Annotated in this window: 15 protein-coding genes; 6 read left to right on the top strand and 9 right to left on the bottom strand. The window is 58.3% G+C overall.

Translation table 11 applies throughout. The annotated features are described in order from the left end of the window. Positions 1 to 36: 36 nt before the first annotated feature. From O4G22_RS00600 to O4G22_RS00635, 8 genes are all read right to left on the bottom strand, one after another. Positions 37 to 1,311, bottom strand: a complete 1,275-nt coding sequence (locus O4G22_RS00600; protein WP_306701909.1) for a dihydroorotase — start codon at positions 1,309 to 1,311, stop codon at positions 37 to 39. A 6-nt stretch (positions 1,312 to 1,317) separates the two neighbouring features. Next, positions 1,318 to 2,244 (bottom strand): aspartate carbamoyltransferase catalytic subunit, encoded by a 927-nt coding sequence (locus O4G22_RS00605; protein ID WP_094135690.1) that lies wholly within the window; start codon positions 2,242 to 2,244, stop codon positions 1,318 to 1,320. Positions 2,245 to 2,272: 28 nt separating this feature from the next. Next, a complete protein-coding gene (pyrR, locus tag O4G22_RS00610) occupies positions 2,273 to 2,806 on the bottom strand; it encodes a bifunctional pyr operon transcriptional regulator/uracil phosphoribosyltransferase PyrR (protein ID WP_094135688.1) in 534 nt (177 codons plus the stop codon). A gap of 26 nt (positions 2,807 to 2,832) precedes the next feature. Further along, positions 2,833 to 3,243 carry an AIR carboxylase family protein gene (locus O4G22_RS00615; RefSeq protein WP_012419174.1) on the bottom strand — a complete coding sequence of 137 codons (411 nt, stop codon included), beginning with the start codon at positions 3,241 to 3,243 and terminating at the stop codon, positions 2,833 to 2,835. A 165-nt stretch (positions 3,244 to 3,408) separates the two neighbouring features. Then, positions 3,409 to 4,023 carry a hypothetical protein gene (locus O4G22_RS00620; protein ID WP_306701910.1) on the bottom strand — a complete coding sequence of 205 codons (615 nt, stop codon included), beginning with the start codon at positions 4,021 to 4,023 and terminating at the stop codon, positions 3,409 to 3,411. 196 nt (positions 4,024 to 4,219) lie between these two features. After that, positions 4,220 to 5,770, bottom strand: coding sequence for an NAD(P)/FAD-dependent oxidoreductase (locus O4G22_RS00625; protein ID WP_345784526.1), 1,551 nt, complete (start codon positions 5,768 to 5,770; stop codon positions 4,220 to 4,222). Between the two features lie 38 nt (positions 5,771 to 5,808). Continuing rightward, the gene (locus O4G22_RS00630; RefSeq protein ID WP_306701912.1) at positions 5,809 to 6,864 is read right to left on the bottom strand and encodes an agmatine deiminase family protein; all 1,056 of its coding nucleotides are present in this window, start codon (positions 6,862 to 6,864) and stop codon (positions 5,809 to 5,811) included. A gap of 16 nt (positions 6,865 to 6,880) precedes the next feature. After that, positions 6,881 to 7,276 carry a Minf_1886 family protein gene (locus O4G22_RS00635; protein ID WP_094135683.1) on the bottom strand — a complete coding sequence of 132 codons (396 nt, stop codon included), beginning with the start codon at positions 7,274 to 7,276 and terminating at the stop codon, positions 6,881 to 6,883. Positions 7,277 to 7,608: 332 nt separating this feature from the next. On the opposite strand from O4G22_RS00635, the gene O4G22_RS00640 reads away from it, so the two are divergent. The 5 genes from O4G22_RS00640 (at position 7,609) to O4G22_RS00660 (ending at position 13,823) form a co-directional block, all read left to right on the top strand. Further along, positions 7,609 to 8,928: a PDZ domain-containing protein gene (locus O4G22_RS00640; RefSeq protein ID WP_094135681.1), complete on the top strand. Its 1,320-nt coding sequence runs from the start codon at positions 7,609 to 7,611 to the stop codon at positions 8,926 to 8,928. 36 nt (positions 8,929 to 8,964) lie between these two features. Beyond that, positions 8,965 to 10,275, top strand: coding sequence for an AI-2E family transporter (locus O4G22_RS00645; RefSeq protein WP_306701913.1), 1,311 nt, complete (start codon positions 8,965 to 8,967; stop codon positions 10,273 to 10,275). Between the two features lie 56 nt (positions 10,276 to 10,331). Further along, positions 10,332 to 11,912, top strand: a complete 1,581-nt coding sequence (locus O4G22_RS00650) for a sulfatase family protein (RefSeq protein ID WP_306701914.1) — start codon at positions 10,332 to 10,334, stop codon at positions 11,910 to 11,912. Between the two features lie 19 nt (positions 11,913 to 11,931). After that, on the top strand, positions 11,932 to 12,420 hold the full coding sequence (locus tag O4G22_RS00655) for a hypothetical protein (protein ID WP_306701915.1): 489 nt from the start codon (positions 11,932 to 11,934) through the stop codon (positions 12,418 to 12,420). A 152-nt stretch (positions 12,421 to 12,572) separates the two neighbouring features. Continuing rightward, positions 12,573 to 13,823, top strand: coding sequence for a ferrous iron transporter B (locus O4G22_RS00660; protein ID WP_306701916.1), 1,251 nt, complete (start codon positions 12,573 to 12,575; stop codon positions 13,821 to 13,823). 478 nt (positions 13,824 to 14,301) lie between these two features. On the opposite strand, the gene O4G22_RS00665 is transcribed toward O4G22_RS00660, so the two are convergent. Continuing rightward, positions 14,302 to 16,614: a hypothetical protein gene (locus tag O4G22_RS00665; protein ID WP_306701918.1), complete on the bottom strand. Its 2,313-nt coding sequence runs from the start codon at positions 16,612 to 16,614 to the stop codon at positions 14,302 to 14,304. On the opposite strand from O4G22_RS00665, the gene O4G22_RS00670 reads away from it, so the two are divergent. Further along, the gene (locus O4G22_RS00670) at positions 16,613 to 16,915 is read left to right on the top strand and encodes a hypothetical protein (protein ID WP_295978167.1); all 303 of its coding nucleotides are present in this window, start codon (positions 16,613 to 16,615) and stop codon (positions 16,913 to 16,915) included. The two genes, O4G22_RS00665 and O4G22_RS00670, sit on opposite strands and share 2 nt — an antisense overlap.

Below are 16,915 nucleotides of genomic sequence, written 5' to 3' on the forward strand. Positions count from 1 at the left end.
ATTAATAGTTGCCGGCCTTTCTCCATCACGCTCTCATCAGAAGCAGTGGAGCTGTTCTCCGAGCACTACGGCATCCACCTTCCCCTTCAGGGTTTTGCCCAGGAATGGGGTGTTGCGGGCGCGGCTGCGGAGCGTTTCATCCGTGACGGGCGTTTCTCCTTCCGGGTCAAACACCACCAGATTGGCCGGAGCCCCCTCTTCCAGAGAGACGGGGGCCAACCCCATCAGCCTGCGGGGAGAGTCGCTGCAGGCGCGCACCACCGTCCGCCAGGACATCTTTCCAGGTTCCACCAGATACTGGTAAATAGCGGGCAGGAACGTATCCAGCGCAATCATGCCCTGCGGGGCGACAATGAAATCCTGAAGTTTGGAAAACGGCGTGCAGGGCGTGTGATCGGAGACGATGCAGTCAATGGTGCCGTCATTCACGGCGGCAATCAGGGCATCCACATCCGACTGGTCGCGCAGGGGCGGCAGCGTTTTGTAGCAGGTATCGTACCGGCCCACGTCCTCATGCGTGAACAGGAGATGGTGAAGCGCCGCTTCCGCGCTCAGCCCGGCGGTTTTCGGCTTGCACCGGCGCAGGATATCCACGCTGCCGGCCGTAGAGACGGTCTGCACATGCAGGGAGTTGCCCGTATCCACGGAAAGGCGGATGATGGTTTCCAGCCCTATTTCCTCCGCACAGGAGGGGGACCCCATCAAGCCCAGACGGTAGGAGGTAGTGCCCGGGTGCATGGCCGCCCTGGCCGTCAGGGACGGCACGTCTCCGCGCAGGGCGAAAGTGAGGTTCAGATTGCTGGCGTACTGCATGGCGCGGTACAGCAGAAGCATGTTGTCCGGCGCGCGGTCCCCGTCCGTAATGAAACGGACGCCCTTGGCCCGCAGGGAATCATAGGAGGCCTGCTCTTCCCCGCCGTCCCCCTTGGTCAGGCACCCGGAGGGGATCACCTCCACCAGAGCATCCGTCCGGCATATTTCCATGAACGTGGTAATCTGGGCGGCATTGTCCATCACGGGTTCGGTATCCGGCATCGCCATCAGTCCGGTCACCCCGCCATGCAGGGCGGCGGCAGTAGCCGTAGCCACACGCTCCTTGTCCTCCCGGCCGGGCTGGCACAAATGGGCATGGATGTCAAACAGGCCGGGCAGAACAAGCTTTCCGGAAGCGTCCAGCGTCTTTTCCGCGGCGCTTTCCAGAAGCGTTCCGGCAGGAGCTTTGGCTGTAATCACTCCCCCGGAAACCAGAAGATCCACCGGGGCGGAACCATCCGTCAGCCGGGCATTGCGAATAAGTACGGAAGTTTTCATGAACAATCAGTGCTGGGTTTGCGGAGTGAGATGGTAAAGGATGGACATGCGGCAGGCGATGCCGTTTTCCACCTGGCGGTTGATCAGGCAGCGCTCGTAGTCCATCGCCAGGTCACAGATTTCCACGCCGCGGTTGACCGGCCCCGGATGCATGATATACAGCCCTTCACCGGAAATACGCTTCAGGCGCTCTTCCGTAACGCCGTAAATCTTGTTGTACTCCCGGGCGCTGGGGAAGAAGGGGGCGTCCTGCCGCTCCTTTTGAACGCGCAGCAGGTAAATTACGTCCGGTTTCCAGGCAAACGCCTCATTGAAATCGGAAAAGCGGGGAATGCCGGAATGTTCGGTGCGCGGCACCAGGGAACCCGGCCCCAGGAAGGCCACTTCCATCCCCAGCCTCTTCATCAGCAGGGAGGTGGAACGTGCCACGCGGGAATGCAGGATGTCCCCCACAATCAGAACGCGCTTTCCTCTCACCTCCGGAAACACCTCCCGGATGGTAAAGGAATCCAGCAGAGCCTGGGAAGGATGGGCATGCGCTCCGTCTCCGGCGTTCACCACACTGGCGCAGGTATGGCGAGCAATCACGTTCGGCAAGCCGCTGTTGTAATGGCGCACGATCACATAATCCACTTTCATGGCCTGGAGCGTGGCGATCGTGTCCTGTACGGATTCCCCTTTCACCACGGAAGAGGTGGACACCGTAAAATTGGTCACGTCCGCAGACAGGCGTTCCGCCGCTACCTCGAAGGAGGAACGGGTACGGGTGCTGGGTTCATAAAAAAGCGTCAGGACGGACTTGCCTTTCAGAGCGGGCACCTTTTTGACGCTTTTGGTAAAGAGCTCTTTCATCGGGCCGGCCGAATCCAGCAGCGTATGAATTTCCTCATCAGTCAATGAGGAGATATTAAGAAGATCCTTGCGGGGATTCATGGGAAATGGAGAATGAATTGAAAAATTTTCAGTGGGAGGGAATGACTACGCAGTCCTCGCCGTCGGACTCCTTCATGCTTACGATGACCTTGGCTCCGGCATGGTCCAGCACATGGCCCGTGTAATCCGGCTGGATGGGAACTTCCCGGCCGCCGCGGTCAATCAGGCACGCCAGCTCAATGCGGGCCGGACGGCCGTAGTCGAAGAGGGCGTTCAGGGCCGCACGTATGGTGCGTCCCGTATAAAGGACGTCGTCCACCAGCACCACCCTCATGTCATCCGTGGAAAACGGCAAATTGGAGGAACGGAGGGAGGGCCGGGCTTCCAGCTTGAAGATATCATCCCGGTACAGGGAAATATCAATAGAGCCGTACTGGGCTTCCACACCCAGCTTCTTGACCTTGTCCACCAGACGCCGGGCAATCACGTCCCCCTGGCTGAGCAGGCCGACGATGGCGAGGGGTTCTCCTGGAAAACGGGCCACAATGCCGTGGGCCATGCGCTCAAGAGCACGGGAAATTCCCGGACCGTCCAATACGATTTCCTGTGAAGGAGGAGTCATCTGCCGGATGGGAAAAAAAGTTCACGTTACAGCCCCGCCAGCTTTAAAATGCGGTGGGCAGCCATGGCGGCATTGACGGGGGTTTTCTTATGCAGGCCAACCGTGGTGCAGGGCACGCCGCCGGGGCACTGGGCAATCGCCAGCAGGGCGTCAATACCGTTCAGGGGGCCTCCGGGAACCGGCACGCCGATAACCGGGAGGGAACAGCTCATCACCACCACGCCGGGAAGGGCGGCGGACAGGCCGGCCACAGCCAGAATAACCGCCTTTTCTCCGCTGGCTTCCAGATCCCCCAGAAACCTGATCAGCTCCGGAAGGTCGCGGTGGGCGGACAGAACGGTTTCTTCATAAGGAACGTTCTCCTGAGCAAAATACTCGCGGGCCGGTTCCATAAAGGGCTTATCATTCGGGCTGCCGTAGATGACGATGACTTTCATGGCTGTATGTGCTGTTGTGAAACTTGCGGATTATGACCCCAAGCCCCCTGCCCTGGCAAGACTTAACCTGCAAAAAAATGAAGAACCCCGGTTGGAAATGAAAAACGGGAAGAAGAAAACGCCGGAGTCCCGGAACCGTTCCGGGGAACCGGCCCGGCATCCTTGTCATTCCTCCATTCCGGCTTCCCCCGTCCCTTCATCCTCTCCGGGAATCTTCAGTTTTCCGGAGAGGATATCCTTCCTGATCCGGTGAAGAGCCTTCAGCCTTTCCGCTTCACCCAATCCTTCCGTTTCCCGCATCAAGAATGAAGAAAACTGTACGGAACAATTCTCCAGCCGGTATTTTTCCAGAATACTTCCCCCCATCTTCATGTATTGGCCTCCGCACTCCCCGTAAGCATTCAGTATTTCATCCGCAGTCATCTTCTCCTTTTCCACCCGTTCCTGCAATTTCCTGAACTCCCTAATCATCTTCAGATGCATGGCGCGGTAATCGGAAGGGCATTTATCCAGCATCCCAATCCATTCGGGAGATTGAATATACTTGAGCGTGGCCACCAGAACCGCACGATTGTCCTTTTCCTCCAACTCCACAATGCACGTCCAAATAATACCCAGCTGCAAGTGTCTGGCTATAGCCTCCCTGTACGCCGCCACTTTTTTCCCTTCCTCCATTTCCAAATCCACATTAGCCATGGAGGGCGCCGCAATATCCTGGGACATGCCGGAAAGCGTCATCAAAAACGCAGGAAGGATTCCCCACCGGAACAGATTTAACATGAAAACACGTTACAGAAATCTTTTACGCATGGTCAACAATATTCTTCCCTCCCGGGAAAAACAAGCCGGCTTCCATTTCCCGGCCTGATGATCCGGTTCCGGTATAATACAGAGGGGGGGGCGCAGGCGCGTACATCTATCCGGAAAAGCAGAAAACCTGCACCGCACTGATGACTGCCGACCGCTTGGGAAAAACCTAGCGGGCCGCCTGCTGCGCCACGGCTTCCGCACAACGGCGTCCATCCAGGGCGGCGGAAACAATGCCTCCGGCGTAACCCGCCCCTTCGCCGCACGGATACAGGCCCTCCAGACCGGAATGCTCCAGCGTGGCAGGGTCCCTTGGAATGCGCACGGGAGAGCTCGTGCGCGTCTCACAGCCAATGAGCTGGGCGGAAGCTCCGGCAAATCCCCGCCATTTACGGTCAAACTGCCGCAGCCCCTCCCGCATGCGCCAGACGATCCCTTCCGGGAGCAATTCATGAAGGGGATGGGATACAATGCCGGGATGATAGCTGGTAGGCAGCAGGGAAGAAGAAACGCGCCCTTTCAGAAAATCCTCCACCTTCTGGGCCGGGGCTTTCTGCATGCCTCCTCCGGCACGGCAGGAAGCCGTCTCCAGCGCCTTCTGGTACGCCACGCCCGCCAGCGCTCCGTGTTCCCTGCAAAACGGTTCCGTATCTTCCGGATGCACGCTGACTACAAAACCGGCATTGGCAAATGGGGAATCCCTCCGGGCCAGAGACATGCCGTTGACCACCACCTCATCGTTTTCCGTGGCGGCGGGAACGATGAACCCGCCGGGGCACATGCAGAAGGAGTGGACGCCGCGGTCCTGAATGGTGGTCGTCACGGAATAACGGGCCGCCGGAAGCTGCTCCGGACGCTTCTGCTCCGGCTTCAGGTGGTACTGACGCGCGTCCACAAACGCCTGGGGGTGCTCAATGCGTACCCCCACGGCAAAGGATTTCTGTTCCAGAGCCAGCCCCTCCGCCAGCATCATGCGGTACACGTCCCGCGCGCTGTGCCCGGTAGCCAGCAAAACGGAATCCGCCGCGAATTCCCGGCCATCCGCACAGGCCACGCCGCGTATGCGGCGGCCGTCCGCAGAACGGAGCAGATGCTCTACACGGGTATTGAAATGAACTTCCCCGCCCGCGCGAAGAATGGATTCCCTGATGGCTTTGACGACATTGGGCAGCAGGTTGGAGCCGATATGCGGATGAGCGTCCGTTAAAATTTCCCGTGGCGCCCCGTGGGCTACAAAAATCTCGTAAACCTCCCGCACGGGGCCTCTCTTGGTCGCGCGCGTAAACAGCTTTCCGTCGGAAAACGTGCCTGCCCCTCCCTCTCCAAAACAGTAATTGGAATCCTCCATCACCGTGCCGCGGCGCAGGATGGGTGCCAGGTCAAACCGGCGGGAAGAAACGTCCTTTCCCCGTTCCAGCACCACAGGCTTTATGCCCAGCTCCAAACAGCGGAGCGCGGCGAACATTCCGGCCGGCCCGAACCCGATGATCAGCGCCACAGGGGAGCCGGGACGGACGGGCGGATAGTCCCGGGAAGGAAGACGTTCCGGCGGCAGCTGTTCATCCACCCCGACCAGCAGGCGAAGCTGGAAGAGAATTTTTTTCTGCCGGGAATCAATGGATTCCTTCACCAGCCGCAAATCCCTGATACGGGAGGGGGAAATACCCAGCTTCCGCGCCACGGCGGCGCGGCGCGCGCGCTCGCTGCCGGCCTTTTCCATCGGCAGAATCACATCCACCGTTATTCCTTCCCCTCCGCTCACAGTCCCTCCTTCCCCGGCCGGGGCTGCTGCTGGGTGATGCAGTGGATGGCGCCGCCTTCCAGCACCAGCTTGCGGGCATCCACCCCTATTACCTGTTTTCCGCTGAAACACTCACGCAGAATGCCCAGGGCACGATCGTCATTCCGGGGCTGGTTGAATACGGGAACAATGACGGCCTCATTCACAATGAGGAAATTGGCGTAACTGGCAGGGAGCTGGTCCAGCCGCCAGTCCTCCGCATGGAGGGGGTCCGGCATCGGCAGGGGGATCACCTCCACGCCGGAGCCGTCCACGCATCTCAAATCCTGAAGGCGTTCATTATTCTCCGCCAGAGCGCGGTAATGGGGAGAGGAAGAATCCGTCTCCACAATGGAAACTACGGCATCCCGGCACACAAAACGCACCATGTCGTCAATATGGCCGTCCGTATCATCCCCTTCAATGCCGGAACCGAGCCAGAAAACGGCTCTGACGCCCAGCATGCGCTTCAATTCCTCTTCAATCATGGCCCGGCTCCAATCCGGATTGCGGTTGGGATTCAGCAGCACGGACTCCGTCGTCACCAGCAAGCCGTCCCCATTGCCCTCAATCGCCCCCCCTTCCAGAATCATGGAAGAACTGCGCAAGGGAAGCCCCAGCGCCGCTCCAATCAGGGAGGGAACTCCGTTGTCCAGATCCCACGGAGCAAATTTGCCGCCCCATGCATTAAATTGCCAATCCGCCAGCATCAGGGAACCGTCCTTTACATCCTGAACGAAAACGGGGCCGTGGTCCCGGCACCACACGTCGTTGGTCGGGTGGTCGAACAGGCGGAATTGCTCCTCCCGCACTCCGGCAGCCTGCATCGCCCGCCTGATGCCGGGATAAAGGGGCGCCGCGGCATTCACGCACACAAGGGCATGCGGGGCAATGGCAGCGGCCACGCTCCCATAAGTCCTCTGCAATTCATCCAGCCCTCCTTGCCACAAATCCCTGCGGTGGGGCCAGGACAGCCAGACAGCATCCTGGGGCTCCCATTCAGCGGGCCAGCGTACATCGGGTTCCTTGTTCATGGAGGTATCGGGCGGTTTAACTGGGCTGGTCCTGAAATTCATAAGGCTCTTCAAAAGCTCTGCGGAAATTCATGAACCCCTTGAAATCATCCAGAGAGTCCTCCGGCTGTTTGGAAAAAACGTCTTCCTCAATCAGTAAAAAAACCATTTCCCCCACATTCTTTCCGTTCCTAATCCCCCATTCCTTCATCACGGTGGAAGCCATAGGCCCGAACTGGGCGAGAGCGTAATCCCGAAATCCTTCCAGCAGTTCCTGTCCGCTGACATGCCTCTGAGAGCCGTTTTCCCGCTCTTCAACACGCTGCATGGTAAAATCCAGCGCATCTTTCAGAAAGGAATACGCCCGTTCCGCAAAACGGGGATCCTTCCGTACAATACGGCTCACGGCATCTTCAAACGTAGGGGCGGTCATAGCGGCTCGCCGCTACCCTATACGGCTCCTTGTGAAAATCAAGATTTTTGGGAGCGTGCCGGCTTCAGAACCGCCCTCAGGGAAAGCATGGGAAAACGAAGGCGGCCGCACCTCCGCAGGAGCTGAAACGCCAGACGCCGCAGACGGAAAAACGCCCAGCCATGTTACAAAACCTTAAAAAACGCACGCGCCCGCATCCTGAATATCATGCTTTTGCACGGGATGCTCTCCGGCTGGCGGCAGATTTCACATGCTGATGCCGTCAAAAAGCCCTGTAAGCAGGAAGGAAACCTTGCCAGCTTCTGGTCCGTTTGTTATGAACGGAATACTTTATGTTCCGTTCCTCCATCATGCTTCTGGCAACCATGCTGTGCGTTTCCTGCGTATCGCACCGGCCTATCCAGGACAGCAGTTCCCCGCCCATTGACGCGGCCAACCCCCTGGACGGCACCCCCGTGGCGCTGGCGTGGAGTTCCGGAACGCAATTAATGATGGGCGTGGACACGGGAGCAGTCCAGACCTCCCTGCTTTTCTCCCCCGCAGTGGAATCCATCGGCGCCCGCCTTCGCGGCAGGGGAGCCATGCGCACGGCCAACGTGCCCGTTTCCCTGAAAGATGACGAAGAACCCATTTCCCGGAAACAGGACGTGGTGATGGCGGACCAGGCTCCGTATGACGGGTTGCTGGGCTGGGAATGCATCCGGAAATATGTGTGGAACATCAACTACCCCAAACGCTCCCACCGTTTTTTCAATAAACTTCCCTCCAGGATAAAAAACTGGAACAAGCTTTCCCTGATCCCCGGGTCCGACTACCCGCAAATCGCGGACAAGCACGGAAGGCGCATCATTCTGGATACGGGAGCCCCCCACGCCGTCTATATTTCCAAAAAACGCTGGAACGCCATTAAGCAGGCCTACCCGGACGCGTTCGTCAGCGTCTATTCCGGCTACAGCCCCGCCGCCGGCGGCTTTTACGCCCATGAATGCATGCATGTAAGCTCCTTTCAGCTGGGCCCCCTGGAATTAAAAAACATCCTGCTCTGCGAAAGCTTCGCCAACCCGGAAGTAATGGGCATCCCCGATGACATAGACATTATCCTGGGGTACGGCGCTCTGGCCGCGCGCCAGTTCTGGCTGGACGGCCCGGGGAACGCCCTTTATTTCAGCTCCACCAGCCACCGGATGCCCGCCCCCGCCTCCTTCAACCTGATGGGAGGAACCTTCATCCAGGACCGCAACGGGAACGGCCCCATGAAAGCTTACGTGGCTGAGTGGTCGCCCGCATGGGACGCCGGCCTCAGAACGGGGGACGTGCTTATTTCCATTAATGGAAGAAAGAATCCCTATCCGGACCTCGTAGAATACGTTACCACCCAGCGGGGGGCTCAGGCCAGCGTGGTGGTCCAGCGCAGGAACAGGCTGGTGCGCATCCAATGGGAAGTTCCGGCCGCCCCCCCCGCAGGGGACTATTACCCCACGCCCCAGGCCATTACGGAACAGGAATTCGAAAAACACGTCAGGCAGCAGGAAAAAAAAGAACAAACCCAGCCACCCGCAGACGGCCAGCAGCCCCCGGCTACTGCCGGAGAAACTCCGGATGAAGCCGCTCCCGCACCTGACGGGAAAACGGACAAAGCCTCCGCTGCCTGAGCCAGACCAGCCAACCAGCCCTTTCTCCACACCGGCATGAACAACGCGCAACACCAGAATACCCAGCCTTCCGCCGTCCCCGCCATTCCTTCCCCCTTCCAGAAAAAAACCTGCTGGCATGCCCTGACAGGCGCCTCCATTCTGGTGATGCTGTGCATCGCGGCTTTCGTCATTTTTGAAGTAGTGGAAGTTCTGGGGTTCCTGGAACCGGTGCTCCTGCCCATCCTGATTGCCGCCGTCGTGGCGTATCTGCTGGAACCTATCGTTTCCTGGCTGGTGCATTTCAGATTCTCCCGCTCCTGGGCCGTAGTCACGGTCATGTTTGCGGCTCTGGCTGTCCTGGTAGGCTTTGGAGCCACGATTCTTCCTCCCCTGATCAGGCAAACGGACGAACTGATCGACAACCGGATGGAGCTATGGGACAAAACCTCCGAACTGATTGACTCCACCATTGAAATACCTTTCATTTCCCGCACCATTGACAGTGTTTACAGAACCAGTCTGCGGGAACTGAATACCAGCCATTATACGGAGGCGGAAATCCATGACCTGAGAAACGCCCGGACCGCCCGGGAAAAACTGGGAGCCTACATGACCATCAACTCCTCCTTTTACCAGGACAAGCTGATGAGCTGGCTCACTTCCGGAGGGCGAGCCCTGTACAGCACCATAGGAATCATGGTCAGTATCCTGATCACGCCCATCTTCGCTTTTTATTTTCTGCTGGAGGCGGACAAAATCAAAGAAAAATGGCCCAGCATTCTGCCCCTGAAAGTCTCCAAATTCAGAAAAGACGTGGTGGAGACCATGGAGGAAATCAACGGATACCTGATTTCCTTCTTCCGCGGACAGATGCTGGTGAGCATCATTGAAGGCATTCTGATCGCCATCTGCCTGAAACTGCTCGGTCTGCCATACGCCATCACCATCGGCGCCGCGGTCTGCGTGCTGGGCATTGTTCCCTACCTGGGAATTATCACCGCCTTTATCCCTGCGGTGCTGCTGGCCTGGTTCACATGGGGAGATTTCCAGCACGTGCTGATTGTTTCCGGCATCTTCCTGGCCGTCAACCAATTTGACGGATGGGTCATTCAGCCGAAAATCGTGGGGGATTCCGTAGAACTCCACCCGCTCACGGTCATGTTTTCCGTGCTGATCTGGACGCTCATTCTGGGCGGCCTGGTCGGTGCCCTGCTGGCTGTCCCCCTGACGGCAGCCATCAAGGTCCTCTACAAGCGGTACATCTGGCAGAATGCCAGCATGCGCCCCATGACGGAACCCGTGCTTCCGCCGGAACAGCCCGGCGAACAGCCTCCGGACAATCCCGAAGGTCCGGCCCGCGCCTGAACAGCCGCATCCTTCCAACCTCCTTTTCCAGAAAATATCATCACACACCTGGCAACATGAATAAACCCGCATTACACCTGATGCTTGCCCTGGCAGCGGCGGCGGCCTGCCCGGCCGCAGTCACGCCCAAGGTCAAGCCTCCCAGAGCCATCGTCATGATTTACGCTGACGACCTTGGCTATGGAGACGTAGGCTGCTATGGAGCCAAAGGGATTCCCACCCCCTCTATCGACAGGCTTGCCGAGCAGGGCTGCCGCTTCACGGACGCCTATTCCACCACATCCGTCTGCACCCCTTCCCGCTATGCCCTGTTCACCGGGGAATACCCGTGGCGCAAGGAAGGCACGGGCATCCTGCCGGGAGACGCCGCCCTCATTATCGATACCAAGAAACCCACCCTGCCCAGGATGCTCCAATCCCACGGCTACAAAACCTACATGGTGGGCAAATGGCACCTGGGCCTGGGGGAAAAGGGGAAGAAAATTGACTGGAACAGGCATATCTCTCCCAGCCCGAACGAAATCGGATTTGACGAAAGCTTTATCTTCGCCGCTACGGGCGACCGCGTTCCCTGCGTGATTCTGGAAAACGGCAATGTCCGCAATCTGGACCCGAACGACCCCATTGAAGTATCCTACAAGCACAACTTCCCCGGGCTTCCCAATGGCAAGGACAATAAGGACCAGCTCAAACTCATGTGGAGCCACGGGCATAATCAGGCCATTATCAACGGAATTGGACGCATCGGCTTCATGAAGGGAGGAAAAAGCGCCTTGTGGAAGGATGAGGAAAACGCCGATGTAATTACGGATAAAGCTATTGAATACATCCAGAAGAGCGCCAAAGCCAAGGAACCGTTTTTCCTGATGTTCGCCACGCATGACATCCACGTGCCGCGCTGCCCGGAAAAACGCTTTGTAGGCAAAAGCCGGCACGGCGTGCGCGGTGACGTGACCGTGGAACTGGACGACTGCGTGCGCCGCATCACGGACGCTCTGCAACAGGCCGGTCTGGAAAAAGACGCCCTGGTGATCTTCTCCAGCGACAACGGCCCCGTGCTGGATGACGGCTACAGGGATTTCGCCGTCCGGGACAATGCCGCCCATTCCCCTGCCGGCCCCTTCCGCGCAGGCAAATACAGCATTCTGGAAGGAGGTTCCCGTATTCCGTTCATCGTCAAATGGCCCGGCGTGGTCTCCCCCGGAACCACAAGCAAAGCCCTGCTCAACCAGATGGATCTGGGAGCTTCCCTGGAACAACTGCTGGCCTCCGGCAAGGCCAATTCCTTCCGTGACTCTGAAAACGTGATGCCCGCCCTTCTGGGCAAATCCGCCAAGGGCCGTGACTACCACGTCATCAACAGCACCGGCAAGGCGTTGGCGATACGCCACGGCAAATGGAAGTTCATTCCCGCCGGCGTTGCCATCCGCGACGGCATCAACGGGGCCTCCGCGAAAATGAGCAAGTCCCCGGAAGGAGGAAGCCTCTTTGACCTGGAAAAAGACCCGAAGGAACTTGACAACGTAGCCGCCCGGCATCCGGACATTTGCGAGCAGATGAAAGCCAAGCTTGAGGAAATCCGCCAGAGACCCGAAACCAAGGCTGACCGGGAGGATCTGCTCCCCTTGGACGACTAACATCTATCCGAGCCAGACCATGAGAGAATCCGCCACATGCTCCCAATGCGGCCACGGGTACACCTACCCGGCCGGGATTGACGCCAAAACCGGCATGCGCTGCACGGCGTGCGGCGTTCTGATTCACGTCACAACGGGGCTTCCCTTCGGGGAAGCCCCCTCTTCACTATCCGGCCGCAAACCGGAAAACGCCATGAAAACGCAGTCCTCCCTGCCTCCCGTCAAGAAAAAGCGGCCGTCCTTCTCCGGACGCGATACTGACGAGCGCGGCATCCGGCAGGAACGTCTGCCGCAGCTGCCACCCGCTCCCCCCGGAGGCCGGATTCCCGCTGCATCATGGCTGGCGTGGGGGCTGTCCCTGATCGCGTTGATTCTGGCCTTTATCTTCCCCTCCTACGGGAACGGTTCCACAGATCCGCTGTACATGCTTCAACTCCTGCCCTCCATGATCTTCGGCTGCTCTGCGGCCATCCTTTTCATCCAGGGCCTGGCGGCCTTGCGCCGCTGAAAAGAGGCAACACCTCTGAAACCATCCGGCTCAATACATCAGCGCTCCATCCCTAAAACAGACTGCCGGACCCCATACCTCTTTCCGCAAAACCGGGCTTTTAGACTTGCCTGTCAAATTGACAGATTTTAAGTTACGTTCCGGTAAACGTTATGGAACGGGAAACAGAGGCAAAGGAAAACCTGTGGAGAACCAGACTGGATGCCGTCCTGATGCACAGAATATGGGGGTCCCTTATTTTCCTGGGCATTGTTTATATTATTTTCTTTCTGAGCTTCGCTATCGGGGATCCGCTGGTCAGGCTCATCCAGACGGGCACCCAGCTGTTCAGCGTCTGGGCCTGCCGCATGCTGGAACCGTGGCCCCGCCTGCAATCCCTGCTGGGGGAAGGCGTGGTAGGCGGCGTGGGCGGAGTACTGGCCTTTCTGCCCAACGTGGTTCTCCTCTTCGGGGCCATTACTGTGTTGGAAAACAGCGGATACATGATGAGGGTTTCCCGCCTGATGGGCCGCATCATGAAAATCATGGGATTGAACGGCAGCAGCTTTGCCCCCCTCCTGCTGGGATTCGGCTGCTCGGTTCCCGCCATCCTGTCCACCAGGAGAATTGAAACGCGCAGCGACCGTCTGGTCACCATCGCCGTGCTGCCCATGATGAGCTGTGCGGGCCGCCTGCCGATCTACATGATGTTCGTCTCCGCCCTGTTTCCCTCCCGCCTGCAGGCCCCCGTTCTGTTCGGGATTTACGCCAGCGGCGTCCTGCTGGCGCTGTGCTGCGCCCGGCTTCTGAAAAACACGCTTTTCAAGGCGCCCCAGAGGGATTCCCTCCACCACATGAAACGCCTGCGCCTCCCCTCCCTGCGGAAGGTGGGCATCTTGATGTGGTCGCGGGCCTTCATGTATGTCCGGAAAGCGGGCACCTTCATCCTTGGGGCCTCCATCATCCTGTGGTTCCTGAACACCTACCCCAGGCCGGAAGAAGACACGGCGCCGATAAACGCAGCGGCCATGGAACGTTCCTACGCCGGACAAATAGGCCATTGGATGGAACCCGTCACGCAGGTGGCCGGATTTGACTGGAAAATCAATTCCGCCCTGGTGGGAGCCTTTGCCGCCAAGGAAATCTTCGTCACCCAGATGGGCATCCTCTATGCGGTGGAAGACGGGAATTCGGGCCCGGCGGCCCAGCAGACATTGAACGCCCGCCTTAAAGCCAGCTACACCCCTCTCCAGGGCATCAGCATCATGATATTCTGCCTGATCGCCCTGCCCTGCATCGGCACCGTTACCGTCGCCAAAAGGGAAGCGGGCACCTGGTGGTTCGCTCTGGCGCAATTCGGCGGATTGACCCTCCTGGGTTTTGCAACGGCCACGCTGATCTACCAGACAGGGCTCCTTCTGTAAGGGCCAGCCATAAAAAACCGGGAGCAGGACGCGCCGCTGGAACCTTCCCTGTTTTTGCAAGTCGCCCGGGTATCCTTTTCCGTTTCTCCCCGGGAATCCCTCAGGCAGCCCCGCATTCCTCCGCGGGCCGGAAGGACGATATTCATTTCATCCCATAGCATGGCCGGCCTTTCCCCGGGTCCTTCTCCGTCAATCACCGTACCGTATTCTTTCCTGTCCGCGGCAGCGTCCTCAATGTGGAAGATAACGTGGCCGCCTTTGGGGGCTGGATTGACATTGGAGGCTTGCCTCCCCCCTGTCCTGTTGATGGTTGGCCTCGTCATCTCCTGCCGCTGCCAGCTTTCAGGCTCTTTAACCCCTAATTCACCCTATTTCAACTATACTGCCCCCTTTCATCATCACGGTTATCACTTCCACACATAAAAAAAACGGAGGGATTATTTTCCCTCCGGTTTGCGGATGCGATTGATGAAACCTCTTAAATGGTCTTAATCACGGAAGACTCGTCATCTTCCCTGTCCTCGGCAGAAGCGGCCTTCTTGGCGGGAACAGGCGTCTTCTTGACCTTTTCCAGAGCCTTTTCCACCGCCGTAATCACCTTGTCTTCCCCGGTTTTCTGGCTGGACAACTCATTATAAATCTTTTCCTTGGCCTCATAATCAGCCTTGGCGGCAGCATCGCCGGGGTTGGCCTTGAACTTGTCCTCCGCCTTGAACAAAGCTTCCTCCGCAGCCTGGAATTTTGGTTCCACCGCGTTTCTCTGGTCTTCCGCCGTCTGCTTGATGCGGCCCAGCAGGCGAATCACGTACGGGCGGTTGCTGAGCCTCTTGAATGCGGAAACCAGAAACTGGCGGCGTTCGCTCGTTTTGGCATCCGCAATAAGGGGATCAAACAACTTGAGCGTGGCGTTGTCATCCCGGTCACGGTCCACGGAAAGTACGCGGAGAATGGAATCATGAGCCTGAGAACGCACCCGTTCATGCAGGGATTCGTCTTTCCATGCCTTGAACAGGTACGGCACGGCGTCATCCGTATTCCAGTCCCCCCAGGCCGTAATGATGGCAAGCGCCTTTTTGGGATCCTCCTTATAGCTCTGTTCCATCATGTCCAGCACCTTGGGATCCCCGGTGCGGGCCAGCAGCTTGTAGAGCATTTTAACATTTTCCTCCGGCATGTTTTTCTGATGCTGGAGCAGTTTGGAGGAAAGAGCCTTGCGCTTGGCCGGAGGAGCTCCGTCAATCAGGTAGCGGGCCGTACGGAAAGCGGAGGAAATCAAATCCGGGGAAGCATCCTTCTTCTGAAGGATTTCCATAACGTCGTCAAGGTCGTCCAGCTTCATGGCAAAGCGCATGTACTTGAGCACTACGGCCTGCTTGTCCTGGATCTTCTTGTTCTTGCTGTTGCTGATGGAAGCGTACAGGTCTTTCAGCATATCGCGCATGGCGGGGCTGGAAGACTTGGCCAAGAGGGTCACCATCATGGAATATTTTTCCTTGCTGTACCTGCCGACATTTTTTTTCATGTCTTCCACCACCTGACGGGCAATATTGTCATCCATCTGGGCCATGATGGAAACCAGGTGGGCGGCTCCGGGCCAGTTTTCCCTGTTGCCCTTGACTCCCCTCACATTGGCGAGCAGCAAAGCGGCATCCTCGGCATCGGGAACGACTTTCACATCCGGAACGCGGCTGAGATTCTTGGAATCAAACAGACGGCTGCGGCCCAGTTTCCCGCCTTCCACTACCAGCGCATTCAGTCGGGCGTTCTCTCCTTCCACCTTTTCTTTCTTGCTGTTGGTGCTCCAGGCATAAATTCCTACGCCGGCAGCGATGACAACCAGGGCGCATACCCCATAAATAACCCCCCGCAGCAGGGACCTGGATTTATCCACGGAATCGACCATATCCCGGGCGGATTCCGTTCCGGCGGGAGGCTGAATACCGCCGTCGCCCGCCAGAGGGGCGTCGGCGGCTGGGGAAACTTCTGCGGTATTGACAGGCTGGGGAACCGCGGCGGGAGACACGGAAGAAGCGGGAGCGGCCCCCACAGGGGTTTTCAACACTTTCAGCTTGGGAACGGCGCTTTCCGGAGCGGCTACTGGCGGTTTCTCCGCCGCAGCGGGAGCGGCGGCCGTTTTGAAAACTTTCAGTTTGGGAGCGGTGCCCGCTGAAGCGGGTTCCGGAACAGACGGTTCCGGAGTCTGCACAGCCGCGGGCGCTACCCCTGCGGCCTGGGCCAGGGCAGCGGCCTGGGCCTCTGCCAGGGCTTTCTGGGCCTCCGCCACCTTGGCGAGGGCATCCTGAATCTGGGCATCCACGGACGGATCAGGCAAGGGGGCGGAAGCGGCTTCCTTTTTCTCCTGTTCCGCCGCAAGGCGCGCTCTTTCCTCTTCAGCGGCTATACGGGCTGCTTCCTTTTCCGCGGCAATGCGCGCGGCTTCGGCAGCCTCCTGTTCCGCCCTGATTCTGGCGGCTTCCTCCTCGGCAGCTATTCTTGCCGCCTCCTTTTCTGCGGCGATACGGGCGGCCTCCTGCTCGGCGGCCGCTTTTTCCGCAGCAATCCTGTCCGCCTCCGCCTGTTCCGCTGCACGGCGGGCGGCTTCCTCCTGTTCCTGAGCCAGCTTGGCCTGCAACTCAGGAGTGAGAAAACGCGGCTTGACAACCTCCACGCCTTCCGCGGCGGGAGAAACAAATTTTACCTTGGGCCCAGCTGCGGGGGCTGCCGTTACTAAACGGCGCCGCAGCTTGGGAGGTTCTGGCGAAGACGGAGTTCCTGTCTGATCGGTCATCATGATAAAATGGCTGGGAAATTGGGATGATTTTATACGATTCCGCTTCTCCCTGCAACCTCAAAATCCCGGCTGGAGAACGGGCGCGGGAACAGCGGCCGCATCCGGATCAACAGGAAAATTGCGGAAAAGGCTTCACCCGGGATATAACATGGAAACGCGTTTAAATATCCCTCAATTTCTCCTGCAAAATCATCAAAAAATCAATCCGTTAGCAATAAAAATCAGGAATAAAGTAAAGAGAACGCGACAGAACTTCAACAACATGCGCCCGTCATTTAAACATCCTCTTAAAAGATATTAA

Origin of the sequence: Akkermansia muciniphila, from assembly GCF_030848305.1 — a bacterium.
Lineage (GTDB): Bacteria > Verrucomicrobiota > Verrucomicrobiia > Verrucomicrobiales > Akkermansiaceae > Akkermansia > Akkermansia muciniphila_A.

Excerpts from the sequence above, each read along its gene's own strand:
- O4G22_RS00600 (WP_306701909.1), bottom strand. The coding sequence starts at position 1,311 with ATGAAAACTTCCGTACTTATTCGCAATGCCCGGCTGACGGATGGTTCC.
- O4G22_RS00605 (WP_094135690.1), bottom strand. The coding sequence starts at position 2,244 with ATGAATCCCCGCAAGGATCTTCTTAATATCTCCTCATTGACTGATGAG.
- pyrR (WP_094135688.1), bottom strand. The coding sequence starts at position 2,806 with ATGACTCCTCCTTCACAGGAAATCGTATTGGACGGTCCGGGAATTTCC.
- O4G22_RS00615 (WP_012419174.1), bottom strand. The coding sequence starts at position 3,243 with ATGAAAGTCATCGTCATCTACGGCAGCCCGAATGATAAGCCCTTTATG.
- O4G22_RS00620 (WP_306701910.1), bottom strand. The coding sequence starts at position 4,023 with ATGTTAAATCTGTTCCGGTGGGGAATCCTTCCTGCGTTTTTGATGACG.
- O4G22_RS00625 (WP_345784526.1), bottom strand. The coding sequence starts at position 5,770 with ATGGAAAAGGCCGGCAGCGAGCGCGCGCGCCGCGCCGCCGTGGCGCGG.
- O4G22_RS00630 (WP_306701912.1), bottom strand. The coding sequence starts at position 6,864 with ATGAACAAGGAACCCGATGTACGCTGGCCCGCTGAATGGGAGCCCCAG.
- O4G22_RS00635 (WP_094135683.1), bottom strand. The coding sequence starts at position 7,276 with ATGACCGCCCCTACGTTTGAAGATGCCGTGAGCCGTATTGTACGGAAG.
- O4G22_RS00640 (WP_094135681.1), top strand. The coding sequence starts at position 7,609 with ATGTTCCGTTCCTCCATCATGCTTCTGGCAACCATGCTGTGCGTTTCC.
- O4G22_RS00645 (WP_306701913.1), top strand. The coding sequence starts at position 8,965 with ATGAACAACGCGCAACACCAGAATACCCAGCCTTCCGCCGTCCCCGCC.
- O4G22_RS00650 (WP_306701914.1), top strand. The coding sequence starts at position 10,332 with ATGAATAAACCCGCATTACACCTGATGCTTGCCCTGGCAGCGGCGGCG.
- O4G22_RS00655 (WP_306701915.1), top strand. The coding sequence starts at position 11,932 with ATGAGAGAATCCGCCACATGCTCCCAATGCGGCCACGGGTACACCTAC.
- O4G22_RS00660 (WP_306701916.1), top strand. The coding sequence starts at position 12,573 with ATGGAACGGGAAACAGAGGCAAAGGAAAACCTGTGGAGAACCAGACTG.
- O4G22_RS00670 (WP_295978167.1), top strand. The coding sequence starts at position 16,613 with ATGATAAAATGGCTGGGAAATTGGGATGATTTTATACGATTCCGCTTC.
- O4G22_RS00665 (WP_306701918.1), bottom strand. The coding sequence starts at position 16,614 with ATGATGACCGATCAGACAGGAACTCCGTCTTCGCCAGAACCTCCCAAG.